This window comes from Kouleothrix sp. 19917, from assembly GCF_057073505.1.
Window position 1 is genome coordinate 6,394,219 of record NZ_CP097099.1, and the last position, 18,459, is coordinate 6,412,677.

The following is an 18,459-nucleotide window of genomic DNA, read 5'->3' on the forward strand; positions in this document are numbered from 1 at the left end:
AGGGCAGGGTAATGAGCGAGCAGGAACTCCCAAAAATCGCAATGACCATTGTTGCGCATCCCGACGACGCTGAGTTCGGGTGCGGCGGCTCGGTGGCGGCGTGGGTGAAGGACGGCTGGGACGTGTATTTCGTGATCTGCACCGACGCCTCGGGTGGCGGGGCCGATGACGCCACCGACGTTGGGCCTGAAGCGCGACGCAAGATTACCGACATCCGTAAGGCCGAGCAGCGCGAAGCTGCCCGCATCCTGGGCGTGAAAGACGTGATCTTTCTCGATATTCCCGACGGCACGGTTCAGCCAACGCTGGATCTGCGCCGCGAGCTGGTGCGCCTGATGCGCCGCTACCGCCCCACCCGCGTGCTCTGCCAGTCGCCTGAGCGCACCTGGAAGCCAGCCTACGCCATTGGCCGCCACCACCCCGACCACCTCGCGGTTGGCACGGCCACCATCGCCGCGCTCTACCCGGCCAGCCAGAACGCCTGGGACTTCCCCGAGTTGCTGGCAGAAGGCTTGCTGCCGCACAAAGTGCGCGAGCTGTATGTGATGGGCGCGCCCGAAGTCAACCACGCCGTCGACATTTCTGGCTCGTTCGATACCAAGATCGCGGCGCTGCGCGCACACCAGAGCCAGCTTGGCCCGCGCATGAATGAGCTGGAGCCACGGCTGCGCCAGTGGGCGGGCGAAACCGGCAAGTCCTACAACATGGAATATGCCGAAGTCTTCCACCGCACCGAGAACGGCTAATGCATCTGGCATAGCTGCGAAGGCGCAGGAAAGCCATCATACGCACTACGCACTATCCTCACTGTCATAGTGCGTAGTGCGTCTGATGATCAGGCTTCCGCGCGATTTGCGGCTGGCGTCAGCGCGCCCGCGCAGAACGTATAGACCGCCAGCAGCGCGGCCGTCCCCAGGATCGCCACGGCATAGCCGAAGCGGTCGATCGCCAGCCCCGCCAGCCATGTGCCCAGCCCGCCGCCAATAAACAGGCTGAACGCGAACAAGGCCACCGCCGTGCCGCGCATGCTGGGCACCAGCTCGGTGGCGCGCGCCTGCAAGGTGCTGTGCGCCACAATAAAGCCCGCACCGGAAAACGCCATCGCCAGCGGAAAGAACAGCATGGTTGGCTGCAAGCCCACCAGCAGGTAAGCGAGCGTCATCATCGCGCCGCCGAGCAGCAGCATGCCGCGCTCGCCAATGCGCCGCACCAGCCCGCCCACAAAGCGCCCGGTAATCATGCTCGCCACGCCGCTGATCGTCAGCAGCGCGCCAATCAGCGCGTAGCTGTAGCCATCGCGCTCGAACAGGAGCGCGCCGAAATAGCCAGCCGTGCTGATTGCCGCCACGCCCTCGAAGAACACCAGCCCGTAGAGCGCCCAGGCGCGCGCGCCGGCCAGCCGGAAGATTGCCTGGTTATGGGCCAAGCAAGCCGCCTTCGCGCGGCGCTGGCGCGCGCACTCGCGTCACCGGCAGGCGCAGCAGCAGGGCAGAAACGATGCAGGCCAGCGCGCCATAGCCAATAAACAGCACCCGCCAGCTCACCAGCGCAGCAATCAGGCCGCCCAGCGCTGCCGACAGCACGCCGCCCATGGCCGAAATACTCACGACCTGCCCGAGCACCGCCTGCCGACGATCATACGGCACTGCGTCGCCCACATACGCCAGCGCGATCGGGATGACACCCGCCGCCGCGCCGCCGGTCGCCAGGCGCAGCACGTCGAGCATGGGCAGGTTGGGTGCAAAACCGCTCACACAGGTGCCGATGGAGAACAGCGCCAGCGCCGCGCCCATGACGCGCTGGCGGCTGAAGCGGTCGGCCAGCGGGCCATACACCAGCTGAAACAAGCCGTAGGGAATATTGTAGGCGGTGATTAGAATGCCCACGCTTGCGATTGATGTGCGAAAATCCTGCGCAATCGCGGGCAGCAGCGGCGCAATCACGCGCGCCTCGGCCGAAACCATAAACACTGCCGCGTAAAGCGCGATCATCAGCCGGCCATTGAGCGGCGGCAGCTCGGTGGGCAGGGCGTCGGCAGGCTCGTGGCGGTCGGCGGGCAGCGGCACTTCGACTTCGGACATGTGTTTCCTCAACAAAGACGTTCGGGAGCGGCCGTGCCACCCCCGAACGTACGGGCGAAATGAGAATTCTGGCAGGAAGCCCCGGCGATGCGTGCATCACCGGGGCTTCCTGATGGTTGAGGGTATCGAGCGAGGCTTATTCCTCGTCGCCGTAAATTTCCTTGAGCAAGCTGGGCTTCTTGGGGGCCGGCTTGTTCTTCTCTTCGCGGCGGCGGGCAGCGTCGGCCTGCTGGGCCTGGCTGGTCTGCAAACGCTTCATAAAGCGATCAACCTGGCCGGCGGTATCGACAATGCGCTGCTCGCCCGTGTAGAACGGGTGGCAGTGCGAGCAGATATCAACGCGAATGTTCTGGCGCGTCGACTCAGTCGGCCAGTTGGTGCCACAGGTCGTGCAGACCATTGTGGTGTTGTACACTTTTGGGTGAATATTATCTTTCAAGGGTTTCTCCAGTTTCGGGAATATGTGATTAGGCCGCGCTGCTTTCGGCTACCGGGGCGGTGTAGACGCTCACCTGCTTCTGCGTGCGCGAGTAGTGCTCGAAGGTGACCACGCCCTCGACCATTGCGTAAATCGTGTGGTCGCGGCCCAGGCCGACATTCACGCCCGGCTTGATCTTGGTGCCGCGCTGGCGCACAATCACTTCGCCGGCGTTGACACGCTGGCCGCCGTAGCGCTTGACACCAAGCATTTTCGGCTTGCTATCGCGGCCGTTGCGCGAGCTGCCGACACCTTTTTTATGCGCCATTGTTGCCTCCGTAAGGTAGAAATACGCGACCGGCCGAAGCAGGCCGCGCTATAGTTCAAAACGCAGCGGTTTAGCTCAGGATCTGGCTGATCGAGACCTTGGTGTACTGCTGGCGATGGCCCGTCCGGCGGCGATATCGCTTCTTGTTTTTGTACTTGAAGACGATGATCTTCTCGCCTTTGCTGTTGCCAACGACCTTGGCAAGCACTTTGGCGCCCGAAACCAGCGGGCTGCCAACCGTGACCTTGTCGCCGCCGCCAATCATCAGCACTTCGCCAAGCTCAACCTGGCTGCCGATGTCGGCATTCATCAATGCCAGTTCGACAACCTGGCCTTCTTCGACGCGGTACTGCATCCCGCGATCACGAATAATTGCGTACACGACGCCGCTCCTCAATACTTGGTGCTGGTGCTCAGGGCGCGCATGCGGCCCCAAAGCTTTCTTCACACGAAAAAAGAGTGGACCAGCCACTCTATGGATGGAGTGCCCTCGCATCAGACTGCGGGTGATTATAGCAAAGCGCGGCGGCTCTGTCAAATAGTTATGCGTTACGGAAATGCGCGGCTTCGCATTGCAAAATCATGAAGGATGCCACGCGCAGCGCGGTACGTTTTGCATGAGAGTGTGAAGCGTTTTGCCTTATGCGCGAAGACGCTTCACACCTCGCTGGGCCTGCCTAGCTCTCACGAATATCGACCACGCGCTCGACGATGGGGGCCAGCCGCTCGCGCAGCAGCTCGGGCTCGATGCCGGCGATCTTGCACATCACCAGGCTGTTCGAAGGATCTTCGCCGGCAAAAGTGCTGAGCGCAATGATATTGCCGCCCAGGTCGGCCACGGCGTGTGTGAGCTGCGCAAGCTGCCCGGCGCGGTCGGGCACCAGCACGGTGGCGCGCACGCCTTTTTCGCGCGCGCCGGTCATTTCGAGCAGCACGCGAAACAGGTTGGTTTCGGTGATCATGCCAACAATATGGTCGCCGCGCATCACCGGCAGGCCGCCGATTTTGTTGTCGGCCATGATCCGCGCCGCTTCTTCGATTGGCGTATTTTCGGCCACGGTCAGCACGTCGGCGCACATCACCTTCGCGACGGTCAGCTTGCTGAGCAGGTAGTTCAGCTCCCATACGCTCAGCGTCGTGGCAGATGATGCGGAAGCATGCAGCAGGTCGCGGTCGGTCACAATGCCAACCAGCCGCCCCTGATCGACGACGGGCAGGCGGCGAATCTTCTCGCGCCGCATCAGCGTCAGCGCCTCGGGCACCGACGTTTCGGGATGAACCGGAATTACCGGGTGGGTCATACGTTCGCCAACAAGCATCACTATGCTCCTTACACTTCATTGTGTGATTTTTCAAGAACCGAGAATCATAGAACCGAGAAGCCGGCAGTTGGCAGTCGGCAGTCGGCAGTCGGCAGTTGGCAGTCGGCAGTAACCTGCAAAGAACCAAGAACCGAGAACCGAGAACCGAGAAACCGGCAGTTGGCAGTTGGCAGTCGGCAGTCGGCAGTCGGCAGTCGGCAGTCGGCAGTCGGTAGTAACCTGCAAAGAACCAAGAACCGAGAACCGAGAACCATAGAACTGAGAAGCCGGCAGTCGGCAGTCGGCAGTCGGCAGTCGGCAGTCGGCAGTAACCTGCAAAGAACCAAGAACCGAGAACCGAGAAACCGGCAGTAACCTGCAAGCTGCAACCTGCAACCTGCCAACCGCAACAGAACCGTTTACGCCAGGCGCTCTACGCGCCGGATGCGGTTGTAGCCGGGCTGCCAGATCAGCGCATCGACATGCTCGGCGCTGCCGCCATTGGTCGCCACGCCCGTTTGCTCGGCGGCGACCGCCACGGCCACGGCTACTGCCCGCGCAACGTCGCGCACCGCGCTGATAGGTGGGTAGAGCGGCGCGGAGTCGTGCGAGTTCAACGGCGCGAAGCGGCTGAGCGCCTGCGCGGCTGCCACCAGCATCGGCTTGGTGATGCGGCGCGCGCCCGACGCAATCGCACCCAGCGCCACGCCCGGGAAAATAAACAGGCTGCTGAGCTGGCTGGACGGCACTACCCCGGCGCGATAGGCCACCTCGGGCTGCGGGTTGCTGCTGGCCACCAGCGCCCGCCCACCCGACCATTCGAGCAATTGGGCGGGCGTGGCCTCGCTGCGCGCCAGCGGGCTCGAAAGCGGGAAGATGATCGGGCGCTCGGCGTTGTTTGCCATCGCGCTGACGACTTCCTGTGTAAACAGCCCGCCCTGCCCCGACGCGCCGATCAAAATCGTTGGCTTGATCTGCTGCACGAGGTCGAGCAGGGTCGTGCCGCCAGGCCGCGCCAGGCGATATTTCACCGCGCTGGCGAGCGGCTGGGCATAAGGCTGCTTGCTCGCATCGAGGTCGCTGCGGCCGTCATGGAGCGGGCCATGGCTGTCGGCCAGCCAGATCGCGGCGCGCGCCTGGTCGGGCGGCACACCTGCGCCCACCATCGCAGCGGCCAGCATGTCGGCCACGCCGCCAGCCACCGCGCCCGCTCCGGCGATCACCACGCGCTGTTCGGCCAGGCTGCCGCCGCTGTGCGCCAGGCCAGCCAGCACACCCGCCAGCGCCGCCGCGCCCGTGCCCTGGATGTCGTCGTTGAACGAGGGGATGCGGTCGCGGTAGCGATCGAGCAAGCGGCGGGCGTTGGGCCGCGCAAAATCTTCCCATTGCAGCAGCGCGTTCGGGAACACGTGTGCCACTGCTTCGACAAAGGCCTCCACAAAGGCATCGTACTCAGGGCCGCGCACGCGCTCGTGCCGCCAGCCGAGGTAGAGTGGGTCGTCCAGCAGCGCCTGGTTGTCGGTGCCAACGTCGAGGTGGATGGGCAGCGTGCTGGCCGGGTGAATGCCGGCGGCGAGCGTGTAGAGCGTTAGCTTACCCACCGCGATCTCCATGCCGCCAATGCCCATGTCGCCCAGCCCCACCACATGTTCGCCGTCGGTGACGACAATAGCGCGCACGTCGTCGGTGGGCGCGCTGCGCAAAATGGCCTCGATCGCGTCGCGCTGCGGGTAGGCAATATACAGGCCGCGCGGGCGGCGGTAGCTGTGGCTGTAGTTCCGCGCAGTAATACCAATGACCGGCGCATAAACCATGGGCAGCATTTCGGGCAGGTGCTGGCCGAGCAGCTGGTAGAACAGCGCCTCGTTGCGATCTTGCAGGCTGGTGAGGAACACATGCCGCTCCTGCGCGCTGGTTTTCTGGCGGTAGTTCTCATAGGTGCGCGCAAGCTGCTCCTCAACGCTGGCGACATGCGGCGGCAGCAGGCCCAGCAGGCCCAGCGCCTGGCGTTCGCCGTCGGTGAAGGCGCTTCCTTTATTCAGCATCGGGCACTCCAGCAGCATCGCGCCGCCGAGCGTGGTTTCAAGCGTCGTCTCGCCGGAGCGAGGATCGCGCACCACCCGGTAGGGTTTCATGTGCAGCTCCTTTCAGCCGCCGCGCCAAGGCACGGGCGCTGTGCAGCATTCCATCGCCTAGCGTATGCGATTGGGGCGGCAGGCGGGGGAAAGGAATCTCCATATTGCGGAAAGAATTCTTTACTGCTCCCTGCCACGCGTTTTTTAGCGCACGCTGACCGCGAGTTTCAAGCAGTGAAGAATTGTTTCCTTACGATATTTGTTTCTTCCCTACATAGCGAACCGGCGCGGGCTACTATCCACATGTTGTACAGCGACCATTATTCAAGCTGGCTGGAGGTACGCCCATGATCGGTTTAGACACTGAAACGCGCGACATGGTCATTGCGACGCTGCAGGAATATGCTGAGCGCAAGTTGAAGCCCGAGTTCCTGCGCGAGCTTGACGAAAAAGACGAATTCCCGGCCCAGGTGCTGAAGGATCTCTACGATCCCGAGCAGTTCGGCCTGCACCTGATGTTCATCCCCGAAGAGTATGGCGGCCTGGGCGGCGGCGCCTACGACATCTACCGCGTCTCCGAGACGATGGCGCGGATCGACCTGGGCATTGCCACTGGCGTGCTTGCCACCTTCCTCGGCACCGACCCGATCACCGTGGGCGGCACCGAGGAGCAAAAGAAGCTGTGGATGGGCAGGATCGCCGACGAGGGCCTGCTGGTGGCCTATGGCGCGACCGAGCCGCAGGCCGGCAGCGACCTCGGTTCGCTCACCACCAGGGCCGTGCCGGTGCTGGAAAATGGCGAGCTGGTTGGCTACAAAATCACTGGCCGCAAGCAGTGGATCAGCAATGGCGGCGTGGCCCGCCTCTACACCGTGCTGGCGAACGCGCCCGGCGGCCCCTCATGGTTCGTTGTCGAGCACGACGCGCCGGGCTTCACCAAGGGCAAGCCGGAAGACAAGCACGGCATTCGCGCCTCGAACACCGCCGCGCTGTTCCTCGACGATGTGTATGTGCCGAAAGACCGGCTGGTTGGCGGCGTGGAAGGCCAGGGCCTGGCGCAGGCGCAGGCGGTGTTCGGCTACACGCGCCTGATGGTCGGCTCGTTTGGCCTGGGCGGCGGCTGGGCCGCACTGGAACGCGCCATTCGCTACGGCCAGACACGCGTGCAGGGTGGCGCATTACTCAGCACCAAGCAGGCCTACACACACAAGCTGCTGGTGCCCAACGCCGTGCGCCTTGAGGCCGCGCGCGCCTACATCGAATGGGTCGCAGAGCGCATCGACGGCGGCGACCCCGAGCAGCAGACCGAGGGCGCGGTGGCGAAGTATATGGCGACCGAAGCGGGAAACAAGGCTGCCGAAGACGCAATTCAGGCGCACGGCGGCTATGGCTACACCAAGGAATACATGGTCGAGAAGATCAAGCGCGACGTGCGGATCACCTGCATCTACGAAGGCACTTCGGAGATTATGGAGTGGACGATTGCGCGCGACCGCTGGCAGCTGCACCTGAAATCGCAGGGCGCGTACTACCGCGACTGGGCCACGCGCCTCGAAACGCTCGCCGCCGACCGGCCCGATAGTGGCGCGGAAACGGCCGCCCTGGCGCTGCGAGCGCTCGTGGCGCTACTAGAGCGCTGCCGCCTCGACCGGCTGACGCGCAACCAGCACATCCTGTTCCGCCTGGGCGAGCTGATTGCCTATGGCGAGACGGCTGCCATCTTTGCCGAGCGCGCCGTGACCACGCCCAGCGAGGCCGTGCCATTCGAGCCAGCCACGCTGCGCACGATGGCGCGCATTCACGCCCGCGACGCCGCGCTCAAGATCGCGAACGACGGGCTGCGCTGGGCGATTGGCGCGGGCCAGAGCGACCCGCGATTATCCGACTCGCTCAACTTGCCGGCGATTTTTGCGGCGCAGGCTGGCCTGGTGGAGGACATGAACACGGTGGCGGCGGCGCTGATTGCGGCGTTTCCAGCCGGATAATTTACGATTTTAGATTTACGATTTACGATTTTGCTTCCCCACTCATTCGTAAATCCAAAATCGGAAATCGTAAATTCAAGGATGAAAGATATGGATTCGACAGCAGATCGCGCAGTTGCGATCGTTGGTGTGGGGGCGCTGCTGCCCGACGCGCCGAATGCGCCCGCATTCTGGAAGAACATCCTCGCCAAACGCTACAGCATCACCGAGGTGCCTTCCGAGCGCTGGAGCGCGGCAAGCTACTATGATCCCGACCCCGCCGCGCCCGACAAAACCTACAGCAAAATTGGCGGCTGGCTGCGCGGTTTCACCTTCGACTGGCAGCGCTTCCGCATTCCCCCCAAAGTTGCCGCCGCAATGGACGAAAGCCAGCAGTGGGCGGTGACGATTGCCGCCGAGGCGCTGGCCGATTATGGCTACCCCGATCGCCCGCTCAATCTTGAGAACACTGGCGTAATCATCGGCACGGCGATGGGCGGCGAGCTGCACTACCTGACGAACCTGCGCGTTTCTTTCCCCGAATATGCCCGCGCGCTCGAGGCCGTGCCCGAGTTTCAGCACCTGCCGGAAAGCACGCGCGCGGCGCTGCTGGCGCGCTGGCACGAGCAGATCGAACGGCGCCTGCCCCCAATCACCGAGGACTCAATGCCCGGCGAGCTGGCGAATATTGTGGCTGGGCGCGTGGCGAACGTGCTGAACCTGCGCGGCCCGAGCTTCATCACCGACGCGGCCTGCGCCTCGACCTTTGCCGCGCTGGATGCCTCGGTCGAGCTGCTGCTCCAGGGCCAGTGCGACGCCGTGCTGACTGGCGGGGTCGACCGCAACATGGGCGCGTCGACTTTTGTGAAGTTCTGCAAGATCGGCGCGCTGAGCGCCACCGGCACGCGCCCGTTTGGCGATGGCGCGGATGGCTTTGTGATGGGCGAGGGCGCGGCGCTCTTCCTGCTCAAACGCCTCCATGACGCCGAGCGCGATGGCGACAATATCTACGCCGTCATTCGTGGGATTGGCGGCTCCAGCGATGGCAAGGGCAAGGGCATCACCGCGCCCAACCCGGTCGGGCAGGTGCTGGCCGTGCAGCGCGCCTGGCACGACGCCGGGCTCGACCCCGCCACGGCCACACTGGTCGAGGCGCACGGCACCAGCACCCGCGTCGGCGACGTGACCGAGGTCGAAAGCCTGAGCAAAGTGTTTGGCAGCGCGGAACGCGGGCGGATCGCGCTTGGCTCGGCGAAAAGCAATATCGGCCACCTCAAGGCTGGTGCGGGCGCGGCGGGCCTGCTCAAAACCGTGATGGCGCTGCGCGACAAAGTGCTGCCGCCCACGCTCAACTCCGAGAAGCCCAACCCGAACATCAACTTCGCCGCGCTGCCGTTCCGCCTGAACCACGAAGCGCGCGAATGGGAGCGCCCGAGCGGCTTCCCGCGCCGCGCTGGCGTCAGCGCCTACGGCTTCGGCGGCACCAACTTCCACGTTGTGATGGAAGAATACGTGCCGGGGATGCTGAAAGCCGAGGAGCGCAGGCAGTTCGCGGGAGCGGATACAACCGCAAAGAGCGCAGCAGCCGCAGCATCGACCATCGATAAGGGCGCAGCAGCCGCAATATCGACCGTCGGTAAGGGCGCAGCAGCCAGAAGTGTTTTACTTGAAGAAAGCTTTGTGGCTGCTGCGCCCCAACCAGCCCCTATCCGCGGCATCCTCGCCCTCGGCGCGGACACGCCCGTGGCGCTGAAGGACGCGCTCGACGCGGCGTTCCGCAGGGTTGAAGGCGGCTGGACGCCGCCAATCGCCGCGCCCGAGCCGGCCACCCTGCGCGCCCCCGAGCGTCTGGTGATCGATTTCGGCACGCACGACGAGCTGCTCGACAAACTTGCCAAGGCGCGCAAGGCCGCTGGCTTTGACAACCCGGCCGCGTGGAAGGCGCTCCAGGCGCAGGGCGTGTTCCGGGGCAGCGAGGCCGCGCCGGGCAAGATCGCGTTTTTGTTCCCCGGCCAGGGCAGCCAGTATGTGAACATGGGCCGCGAGCTGGCCGGCGTTTCGCCCGCCGTCAAAGGTGTTTTCAACGAGGCCGATGGCGTGATGACGCCGATCCTGGGCCGCCCGCTGACCAGCTACATTTTTGTGGATGGCTCCGACCCGGCCGCCGTGAAGCAGGCCGAGCGCGACCTGATGCAGACCGCAATCACCCAGCCCGCGATGCTCACGCTCGACGCGGCGGTGGCGCGGCTGCTGGCCGATTACGGCTTCCGCCCCGACATGGTGATGGGCCACTCGCTGGGCGAGTACGCCGCGCTCACCGCTGCCGGCATCATGCCGCTGGCCGACGCGCTGGAAGCCGCCGCCGCGCGCGGCAGCGAGATGACCAAGGTCAGCGTGGGCGACAACGGCTGGATGGCCGCGGTGATGGCCCCGCTCGACGTGGTGCAGGCGACGCTGAAGGAGATCGACGGCTATGTGGTGGCCGCAAACATCAACAGCTACGGGCAGTCGGTGATTGGCGGCGCGAGCAAGGCCGTCGAGCAGGCGATTGAGGTCTTTACGAAGAAGGGCTTCCAGGCCCAGCGCATCCCGGTCAGCCACGCCTTTCACACCAACATCGTCGCGCCGGCCAGCAAGCCGCTGCGCCAGGTGCTGAACCGCCTGCGCATCAGCCCGCCCACGCTGCCGCTGGTGGCGAACGTGACCGGCGAGCTGTACCCGAGCGACGTCGAGAGCATCAAAGACCTGCTGGAGCAGCAGATCGCCGCGCCGGTGCAGTGGGTCAAGGGCCTCGAAACGCTGTACGCGAATGGCGTGCGCACTTTTGTGGAGGTTGGGCCGAAGAAGGCGCTCAAGGGCTTTGTGGACGACGTGCTGGGCGGCAAGGCCGACGTGGTTTCGCTGTTCACCAACCACCCGAAGACCGGCGAGCTGGCCAGCTTCAACCAGGCGCTGTGCGGGCTGTATGCGGCGGGATATGCGGGTAGTTTTGAGTTCTCAGGTTTGAGTGCTGAGTTGCCAGAGCGAACATCCGAACCTGAAGCAGAAAGTGTAGTGATGATGCCGGCAACAACGCAACACTCCAATGGTATCGAGGCGCTAGGCCAATTGTTGACGCAGGCGTTACAAAGCATATCAACTCAACATTCAACCCTCAGCACTCAGCACTCGCCTTACGATCGCAACGCCGTTCCGCTTGGCTCAGTGGTGATCAGCGGCACGGGTTTGGGCCTGCCCGGCGCGGAAAAGCCCGTAATGGACGCCGACAACGCCCTGCGCATCCTGCATGGCGAGCAGTTCATCGATCTGATCCCCGAGCGCTTCCGCATCCACATGCTCGCCAAGCGCGTCACGCGGCTGGTGAAGGGCGAAGACGGCAGCGGCAGCTTCGAGACGATTACCGACCCGCACGACGTGATCAAGCTGGCCGCGCGGCCGGGTTCGTTCGACCTGAGCGGCGAGTATGGTGTGCCGCCCAAGCTGGTCGAAGCGCTCGACATCACCACACAGCTCGCAATGGCCGCCGGCCTGGATGCCCTGCGCGAAGCGGGCATCCCGCTGGTGCAGACCTACAAGAAGACCAGCAAGGGCACCTTCCTGCCCGAGCGCTGGCTGCTGCCCGAGGCCCTGCGCGACGAAACTGGCGTGATTTTCGCCAGCGCCTTCCCCGGCCTCGACCGCCTGGCCGACGAGTTCGAGCGCTACTACGAGTGGGAAAATCGCCGCGCACAGCTTGCCGCGCTCGAAGACCTGCGCCGCTACACGGGCGACCCCGCCACGCTGGCCGAACTGGCGCGCCGGATTGGCGCGCTCGGTGAGGAGCTGGAGCGCGCGCCGTATGAGTTCGACCGGCGCTTTATCTTCCGCATTCTGGCGATGGGCCACAGCCAGTTTGCCGAATATATCGGCGCGCGCGGCCCGAACACGCATGTCAATGCGGCCTGCGCCAGCACCACGCAGGCGATTGCGCTGGCCGAAGACTGGGTGCGCAGCGGGCGCTGCCGGCGCGTGCTGGTGATCGCCGCCGACGACGTGACTGGCGAGCGACTGATGGAGTGGATTGGCGCGGGCTTCCTTGCGACGGGTGCTGCCGCCACCGACGACCGCGTGGCCGAGGCCGCGCTGCCGTTCGACCGCCGCCGCCACGGGACAATCCTGGGCATGGGCGCGTGCGCATTGGTGGTCGAAAGCGAAGACGCCGTGCGCGAGCGCGGCATGCGCGGCGTGGTCGAGCTGCTGAGCAGCGAAACGCGCAACAGCGCCTTCCACGGCACGCGCCTGGATGTCGACCATATCGCCGAGGTGATGAACCAGCTGGTGACATCCGCCGAGCGCCGCTTCGGCATCGACCGGCGCGCGATTGCCGCGCAGACCGTGTTCGTCTCGCACGAGACCTTCACGCCCGCGCGGGGCGGCAGCGCCTCGGCCGAGGTGGCTGCGCTGCGCCGCACCTTTGGCCTGGCCGCCGGCGAGATCGTGATGGCGAACACCAAGGGCTTCACCGGCCACCCGATGGGCGTCGGCATCGAGGATGTGATCGCGCTCAAAATCCTTGAGCACGGCATCGTCCCGCCAGTGCCGAACCTGAAGGAGCCCGACCCCGACCTGGGCGCGCTGACGCTGAGTCGCGGCGGGCGCTACCCGGTGCAGTACGCCATTCACCTCGCGGCCGGCTTTGGCTCGCAGCTCGCGCTGACGCTGACGCGGCGCATCCCCGGCGCGCCTGAGCGCATCGACAGCCGCGCGCGCTACGACCGCTGGCTGGCGGATACAAGCGGCTACGACCGCGCCGAAACCGAGGTTGTTCAGCACGTGCTGCGCGTGAAGGCGCAGGGCGCGCCAGCCCGCGTGCCGGTGGCGAGCAGGTGGGACTATGGCACTGGGCCGACCCAGCGCGCTGCCGCGCCGGGGGGTAGTGTGCAAGTGGTAGTCAGGGAAACAGAGGCAAGGAGACAGGGAGATAAGGAGATACAGCGGCAGGAAATTCCTGCTCCAATGGCTACATTTGCACCTGCGACGAACGGGCATGTGCCGGTGGCAGTTGGCAGTCAGCAGTTGGCAGTCGGCAGTCGGCAGGTGGCGGTTGGCAGCGCGCCGACGAATGACGAACGACCAATGACGAATGGAGTAGCGCCTGTCGAAACAGTCGCCCATTCGTCCTCCGTCCTTCGTCCTTCGTCCGACCCCGTCACCGAAACCGTGCTCGCAATCGTCGCGGAGAAGACCGGCTACCCGCAGGACATGCTCGACCTCGACCTCGACCTGGAGGCCGACCTGGGCGTGGATACGGTCAAGCAGGCCGAGACATTCGCGGCGGTGCGGGCAGCATTCGACATCCCGCGCATCGAAGACCTCAAGCTGCGCGACTACCCGACCCTGGCGAGCGTGATTGGCTTTGTGCGCGACCAGAAGCCGGAGTTGGCTCCGCCGACGAATGACGAACGACCAATGACGGATGGAGTAGCGCCTGTCGAAACAGTCGCCCCTTCGTCCTCCGTCCTTCGTCCTTCGTCCGACCCCGTTACCGAAACCGTGCTCGCAATCGTCGCCGAGAAGACCGGCTACCCGCAGGACATGCTCGACCTCGACCTCGACCTGGAGGCCGACCTGGGCGTGGACACGGTCAAGCAGGCCGAGACATTCGCGGCGGTGCGGGCAGCCTTCGACATCCCGCGCATCGAAGACCTCAAGCTGCGCGACTACCCGACCCTGGCGAGCGTGATTGGCTTTGTGCGCGACCAGAAGCCGGAGTTGGCTCCGCCGACCAATGACGAACGACCAATGACGAATGGAGTAGTGCCTGTCGAAACAGTCGCCCCTTCGTCCGACCCCGTCACCGAAACCGTGCTCGCCATCGTCGCGGAGAAGACCGGCTACCCGCAGGACATGCTCGACCTCGACCTCGACCTGGAGGCCGACCTGGGCGTGGATACGGTCAAGCAGGCCGAAACCTTCGCGGCGGTGCGGGCGGCATTCGATATCCCGCGTATCGAAGACCTCAAGCTGCGCGACTACCCGACCCTCGCGAGCGTCATCCAGTTCGTGCGCGACCAGAAGCCGGAGCTGGCAGTCGCCAGTCGGCAGGTAGCGGTTGGCGATACGACAAATGACGAACGACCAATGACAGATGGAGTTGCACAAGTCGAAACAGTCGCCCCTTCGTCCTCCGTCCTTCGTCCTTCGTCCGACCCCGTCACCGAAACCGTGCTCGCGATCGTCGCGGAGAAGACCGGCTACCCGCAGGACATGCTCGACCTCGACCTCGACCTGGAGGCCGACCTGGGCGTGGATACGGTCAAGCAGGCCGAGACCTTTGCGGCGGTGCGGGCGGCATTCGACATCCCGCGTATCGAAGACCTCAAGCTGCGCGACTACCCGACCCTGGCGAGCGTCATCCAGTTCGTGCGCGACCAGAAGCCGGAGTTGGCAGTCGGCAGTCGGCAGTTGGCAGTTGGCGATACGACAAATGACGAACGACCAATGACGGATGGAGTTGTACAAGTCGAAACAGTCGCCCCTTCGTCCTCCGTCATTCGTCCTTCGTCCGACCCCGTTACCGAGACCGTGCTCGCCATCGTCGCGGAGAAGACCGGCTACCCGACCGAGATGCTGGAACTGGAGCTTGATCTGGAAGCCGACCTGGGCGTCGACACCGTCAAGCAGGCCGAGACCTTCGCAGCCGTGCGGGCGGCATTCGATATCCCGCGCATCGAAGACCTCAAGCTGCGCGACTACCCGACCCTGGCGAGCGTCATTCAGTTCGTGCGCGACCAGAAGCCGGAGCTGGCAGTCGCCAGTCGGCAGGTAGCGGTTGGCGATACGACGAATGACGAACGACCAATGACGAATGGTGTTGTACAAGTCGAAACAGTCGCCCCTTCGTCCTCCGTCCTTCGTCCTTCGTCCGTAGAAGAAGCCAACCGCGCCCCGCGCCGCGTGCCGGTGCCCGCGCTGCGCCCCGCCCTGGAGCTGTGCAAGCCCACTGGCGTCGCGCTCGAAATGGGCAGCCGCGTGCTGGTTGCGGCAGATCGTGGCGGGGTTGGCAAGGTGCTGATCAATCGCCTGGAGCGGCGCGGCGTAACCGTGTGCGAGCTCGACCCGCAGCACGACGCGGCAACGCTGGAAGCGCAACTGCACGCCTGCCTGGCCGATGGCGCGGTGCACGGCGTCTACTGGCTGCCCGCGCTCGATACCGAGCCCGCGCTGGAGGCGATGAGCGCCGAGCAGTGGCACGAGCTCAACCGCGTGCGCGCCAAAAATCTGCACCTCGTCATGCACACCCTGCTCGGCGCGGGCGAGCCGCCCTTCCTGGTGGCCGGCACGCGCCTGGGCGGCCTGCACGGCTACGGCGAGTCGGGCGCGAGCGCCCCACTTGGCGGCGCAGTGACAGGCTTCACCAAGGCCTACAAGCGCGAACAAACGGCCGTGCTGGTCAAGGCGGTCGACTTCGAGCCGGGCCGCAAAACCGCCGAGCCCGCCGAGCTGCTGCTGGCCGAAACGCTGGCCGACCCGGGCGTGGTCGAGGTGGGCTACCACAACGGCCTGCGCTTCACCGTCACGCTGGAAGAGCAGCCGCTGCCAGCCGAAAACCCCGGCCTGACGCTCGATTCTAACAGTGTCATCCTCGTGACTGGCGCGGCGGGCGGTATCACCAGCGCGATTGTAGCCGACCTCGCGACGGCCAGCGGCGCAAATTTCTACCTGCTCGACCTGACACCCGAGCCGAGCGCCAGCGACCCGAACATCGCGCTGTTCCGCAGCGACCGCGAAGCGCTCAAGCGCAAGCTGATCGACGACCTCAAGGCGGCTGGCGAGCGCCCTACCCCGGTGATGATCGACCGCCAGATCATGGCGATCGAGCGCGCCGAGGCGGCCCTGCGCGCCATCGAGGCGGTGCAGGCGGCCGGCGGCACCGCGCACTACCGCAGCGTCAACCTGCTCGACGATGCCGCCGTTGCGGCGGTGATCGGCGACGTGCGCGCGCGCTACGGCAAGATCGACGTGCTGCTCCACGCGGGCGGCATCGAGATCAGCCGCGCGCTGAGCGACAAAACCGCCGAAGAGTTTGGCCGCGTATTCGACATCAAGGCCGACGGCTTCTACAGCCTGCTCCATGCCGCTGCCGGCCTGCCAATCGGCGCGACGGTCGCGTTCAGCTCGGTGGCCGGGCGCTTCGGCAACAGCGGCCAGACGGACTACAGCGCGGCGAACGACCTGCTGTGCAAAATCACCAGCAGCATGCGCGCCTGGCGTCCCGACACCCGCGCCATCGTGATTGACTGGACGGCCTGGGGCGGCATCGGCATGGCGACGCGCGGCTCGATTCCCAAGATCATGGAGCTGGCTGGCATCGACATGCTGCCGCCTGAGGTGGGCATCCCGACCATCCGGCGCGAGCTGACCGGCGGCGACTTCCGCGGCGAGATGGTGGTGGGCCAGCGGCTCGGCATCCTCACCGAGGAGTTCGACCCGACCGGCGGCCTCGACCCGGCGAAAGTGCCCGCGCGCCTGGCCACAGAGGCCACGGAGAGCACTGAGAAGGCCCGAACCAGCACGTCCTCCGAGAACTCTGTGCCCTCTGTGGCTGGGCATCCCATGCTCGGCAAGGTCGTGACCGCAAAGCTCTACGGCGGGCTGGAGGTGGAAACCGAGCTCGACCCGCAGGTGCAGCCCTTCCTGTACGACCACCAGATCGACGGCATCCCGGTGCTGCCCGGCGTGATGGGCACCGAGGCCTTTGCCGAGCTGGCGAGTCTGCTCGCGCCCGGCTACCGCATCGCGGCCATCCACGAGCAGTTCCACAGTCCGTTCAAGTTCTACCGCAACGAGCCGCGCACGCTGCGCCTGAGCGCCCAAATACAGCCCGGCTGCGACGGCACGCTTGTGGCCCACACCGCCCTGCGCTCGCTCACGCCGCCCGCGCGGCCCGGCCTGCCCGCCCGCGACGACCTGCATTTCACGGCGACGGTGGAGCTTACGCCCGCGCGGATCGAAGCGCCGGTTGCCGCCGATCTGCCGAATTCCTTTATGGAAAGCCAGCCGGATGCGCGGGAATTTGAGCGGTCGGCCATTTACAAGGTCTACTTTCATGGCCCCGCCTACCAGGTGCTCGATCGCGCGCTGGTGAACGGCAGCCGCGCCCTGGGGGTGATGCCCGATCATCTGCTGCCCAACAGCGTGCCAGCCGACGCGCCCACGCTCATGGCGCCGCGCCTGATCGAGCTGTGCTTCCAGACCGCTGGCATCTGGGAAATGGCGAATCGTGGCGCAATGGCGCTGCCGCTCGGCATCGGCGCGGTCACCGTCTACCGCCAGCCCGAAGCGGCCAGCGGCGCGCGCCTGTACGCGCTCGTCACCGCCGTGGATGGCGGCGCGAGCTTCGATGCCTGCGTGCTCGACGAACGCGGCACCGTCTACGTCGACCTGCGCGGCTACCGCACGGTACAGCTGCCGGGCAGCGTCACGCTGTAGGATTTTGGATTGACGATTTACGATTTACGATTGAGAGTTAGTGCTCTGCAATCGTAAATCGTAAATCCCAAATCGTAAATCGCCATGATCGACTGGTTGCTACAATCGAGCGCGGCGCACCCGGCGATTGCGCAGGGCATCGCGCCAGAAGGCTTGCTCAGCCCCGCCGAGCAGGCGCGCCTCGCGACCATGACCGTCGCCAAGCGCCGGCGCGACTGGCTGCTGGGCCGCTGGACGGCCAAGCGCCTGCTGCAGGAGCGGGTGGCCCGCCGCGCCGGCGTGCTGCTGCCGTTCAGCGCCTTCACCATCGCCAGCGACCCCACCGGCGCGCCGCGTGTGATTGTAGACAGTCAAACCGATGTGGGCGTAACTGCGCTTGGCCCGCTCCATGTGTCGATCAGCCACAGCAACGGCCAGGCATTTTGCGGCCTGCACGCCGGCCCCGGCACGCTGGGCGTCGACATCGAGCGGGTCGAATCGCGCGCGCTCGAGTTCGCCCAGGATTACTTCACCGCCGCCGAGCTGGCCCAGCTGCATGCCGCCCCGCCCAGCCAGCGCGACACGCTCACCACCCTGCTCTGGAGCGCAAAAGAAGCCGCGCTCAAAGCACTGCATCTTGGGTTAACAGTTGACACCCGCAGTGTCTCGTGCGCGCCCGCCGATGGCTGCGGCCCAAGCTGGGGCTGGGGCGCGCTGGGCGTCACAAGCACCTTGCAGGCGGCTGGCGCGGGCTTCACCGGCTGGTGGCGCGCCGTCGGCGAATACGTGCTGACGGTGGTGGTTTTGGCGGGCTGACGGTGAGAAAACTGAACTACGGAGAC

11 protein-coding genes are annotated in these 18,459 nt (G+C 65.4%); 4 read left to right on the forward strand and 7 right to left on the reverse strand.

The genetic code is table 11. The annotated features are described in order from the left end of the window. Positions 1-11: 11 nt before the first annotated feature. Positions 12-746 carry a PIG-L deacetylase family protein gene (locus M1P90_RS25895; RefSeq protein ID WP_483698471.1) on the forward strand — a complete coding sequence of 245 codons (735 nt, stop codon included), beginning with the start codon at positions 12-14 and terminating at the stop codon, positions 744-746. A gap of 89 nt (positions 747-835) precedes the next feature. Here the strand turns inward: M1P90_RS25895 and M1P90_RS25900 are convergent, their stop codons facing one another. The 7 genes from M1P90_RS25900 to maeA all read right to left on the reverse strand — a co-directional run bounded on the left by M1P90_RS25900 (position 836) and on the right by maeA (position 6,263). Next, positions 836-1,426 (reverse strand): MFS transporter, encoded by a 591-nt coding sequence (locus M1P90_RS25900; RefSeq protein WP_483698473.1) that lies wholly within the window; start codon positions 1,424-1,426, stop codon positions 836-838. Further along, positions 1,416-2,081: an MFS transporter gene (locus tag M1P90_RS25905; protein ID WP_483698474.1), complete on the reverse strand. Its 666-nt coding sequence runs from the start codon at positions 2,079-2,081 to the stop codon at positions 1,416-1,418. The genes M1P90_RS25900 and M1P90_RS25905 overlap by 11 nt, the downstream gene beginning before the upstream one ends. 136 nt (positions 2,082-2,217) lie before the next feature. Continuing rightward, on the reverse strand, positions 2,218-2,520 hold the full coding sequence (gene rpmE / locus M1P90_RS25910; RefSeq protein ID WP_483698475.1) for a 50S ribosomal protein L31: 303 nt from the start codon (positions 2,518-2,520) through the stop codon (positions 2,218-2,220). A gap of 28 nt (positions 2,521-2,548) precedes the next feature. Beyond that, positions 2,549-2,827, reverse strand: coding sequence for a 50S ribosomal protein L27 (gene rpmA, locus M1P90_RS25915; RefSeq protein WP_483698476.1), 279 nt, complete (start codon positions 2,825-2,827; stop codon positions 2,549-2,551). Between the two features lie 70 nt (positions 2,828-2,897). After that, a complete protein-coding gene (gene rplU, locus M1P90_RS25920; RefSeq protein ID WP_483698477.1) occupies positions 2,898-3,209 on the reverse strand; it encodes a 50S ribosomal protein L21 in 312 nt (103 codons plus the stop codon). A gap of 295 nt (positions 3,210-3,504) precedes the next feature. Next, the gene (locus M1P90_RS25925; protein ID WP_483698479.1) at positions 3,505-4,146 is read right to left on the reverse strand and encodes a CBS domain-containing protein; all 642 of its coding nucleotides are present in this window, start codon (positions 4,144-4,146) and stop codon (positions 3,505-3,507) included. Between the two features lie 401 nt (positions 4,147-4,547). Beyond that, entirely contained in the window at positions 4,548-6,263 is a 1,716-nt protein-coding gene (gene maeA, locus M1P90_RS25930; protein ID WP_483698481.1) for an oxaloacetate-decarboxylating malate dehydrogenase, read from the reverse strand. A gap of 287 nt (positions 6,264-6,550) precedes the next feature. Between maeA and M1P90_RS25935 the strand changes: the two genes are divergently transcribed. From M1P90_RS25935 to M1P90_RS25945, 3 genes are all read left to right on the forward strand, one after another. Continuing rightward, on the forward strand, positions 6,551-8,188 hold the full coding sequence (locus tag M1P90_RS25935; protein WP_483698482.1) for an acyl-CoA dehydrogenase family protein: 1,638 nt from the start codon (positions 6,551-6,553) through the stop codon (positions 8,186-8,188). A 90-nt stretch (positions 8,189-8,278) separates the two neighbouring features. After that, on the forward strand, positions 8,279-17,638 hold the full coding sequence (locus M1P90_RS25940) for an SDR family NAD(P)-dependent oxidoreductase (protein ID WP_483698483.1): 9,360 nt from the start codon (positions 8,279-8,281) through the stop codon (positions 17,636-17,638). Positions 17,639-17,722: 84 nt separating this feature from the next. After that, a complete protein-coding gene (locus M1P90_RS25945; RefSeq protein ID WP_483698484.1) occupies positions 17,723-18,433 on the forward strand; it encodes a 4'-phosphopantetheinyl transferase family protein in 711 nt (236 codons plus the stop codon). Positions 18,434-18,459: the final 26 nt, after the last annotated feature.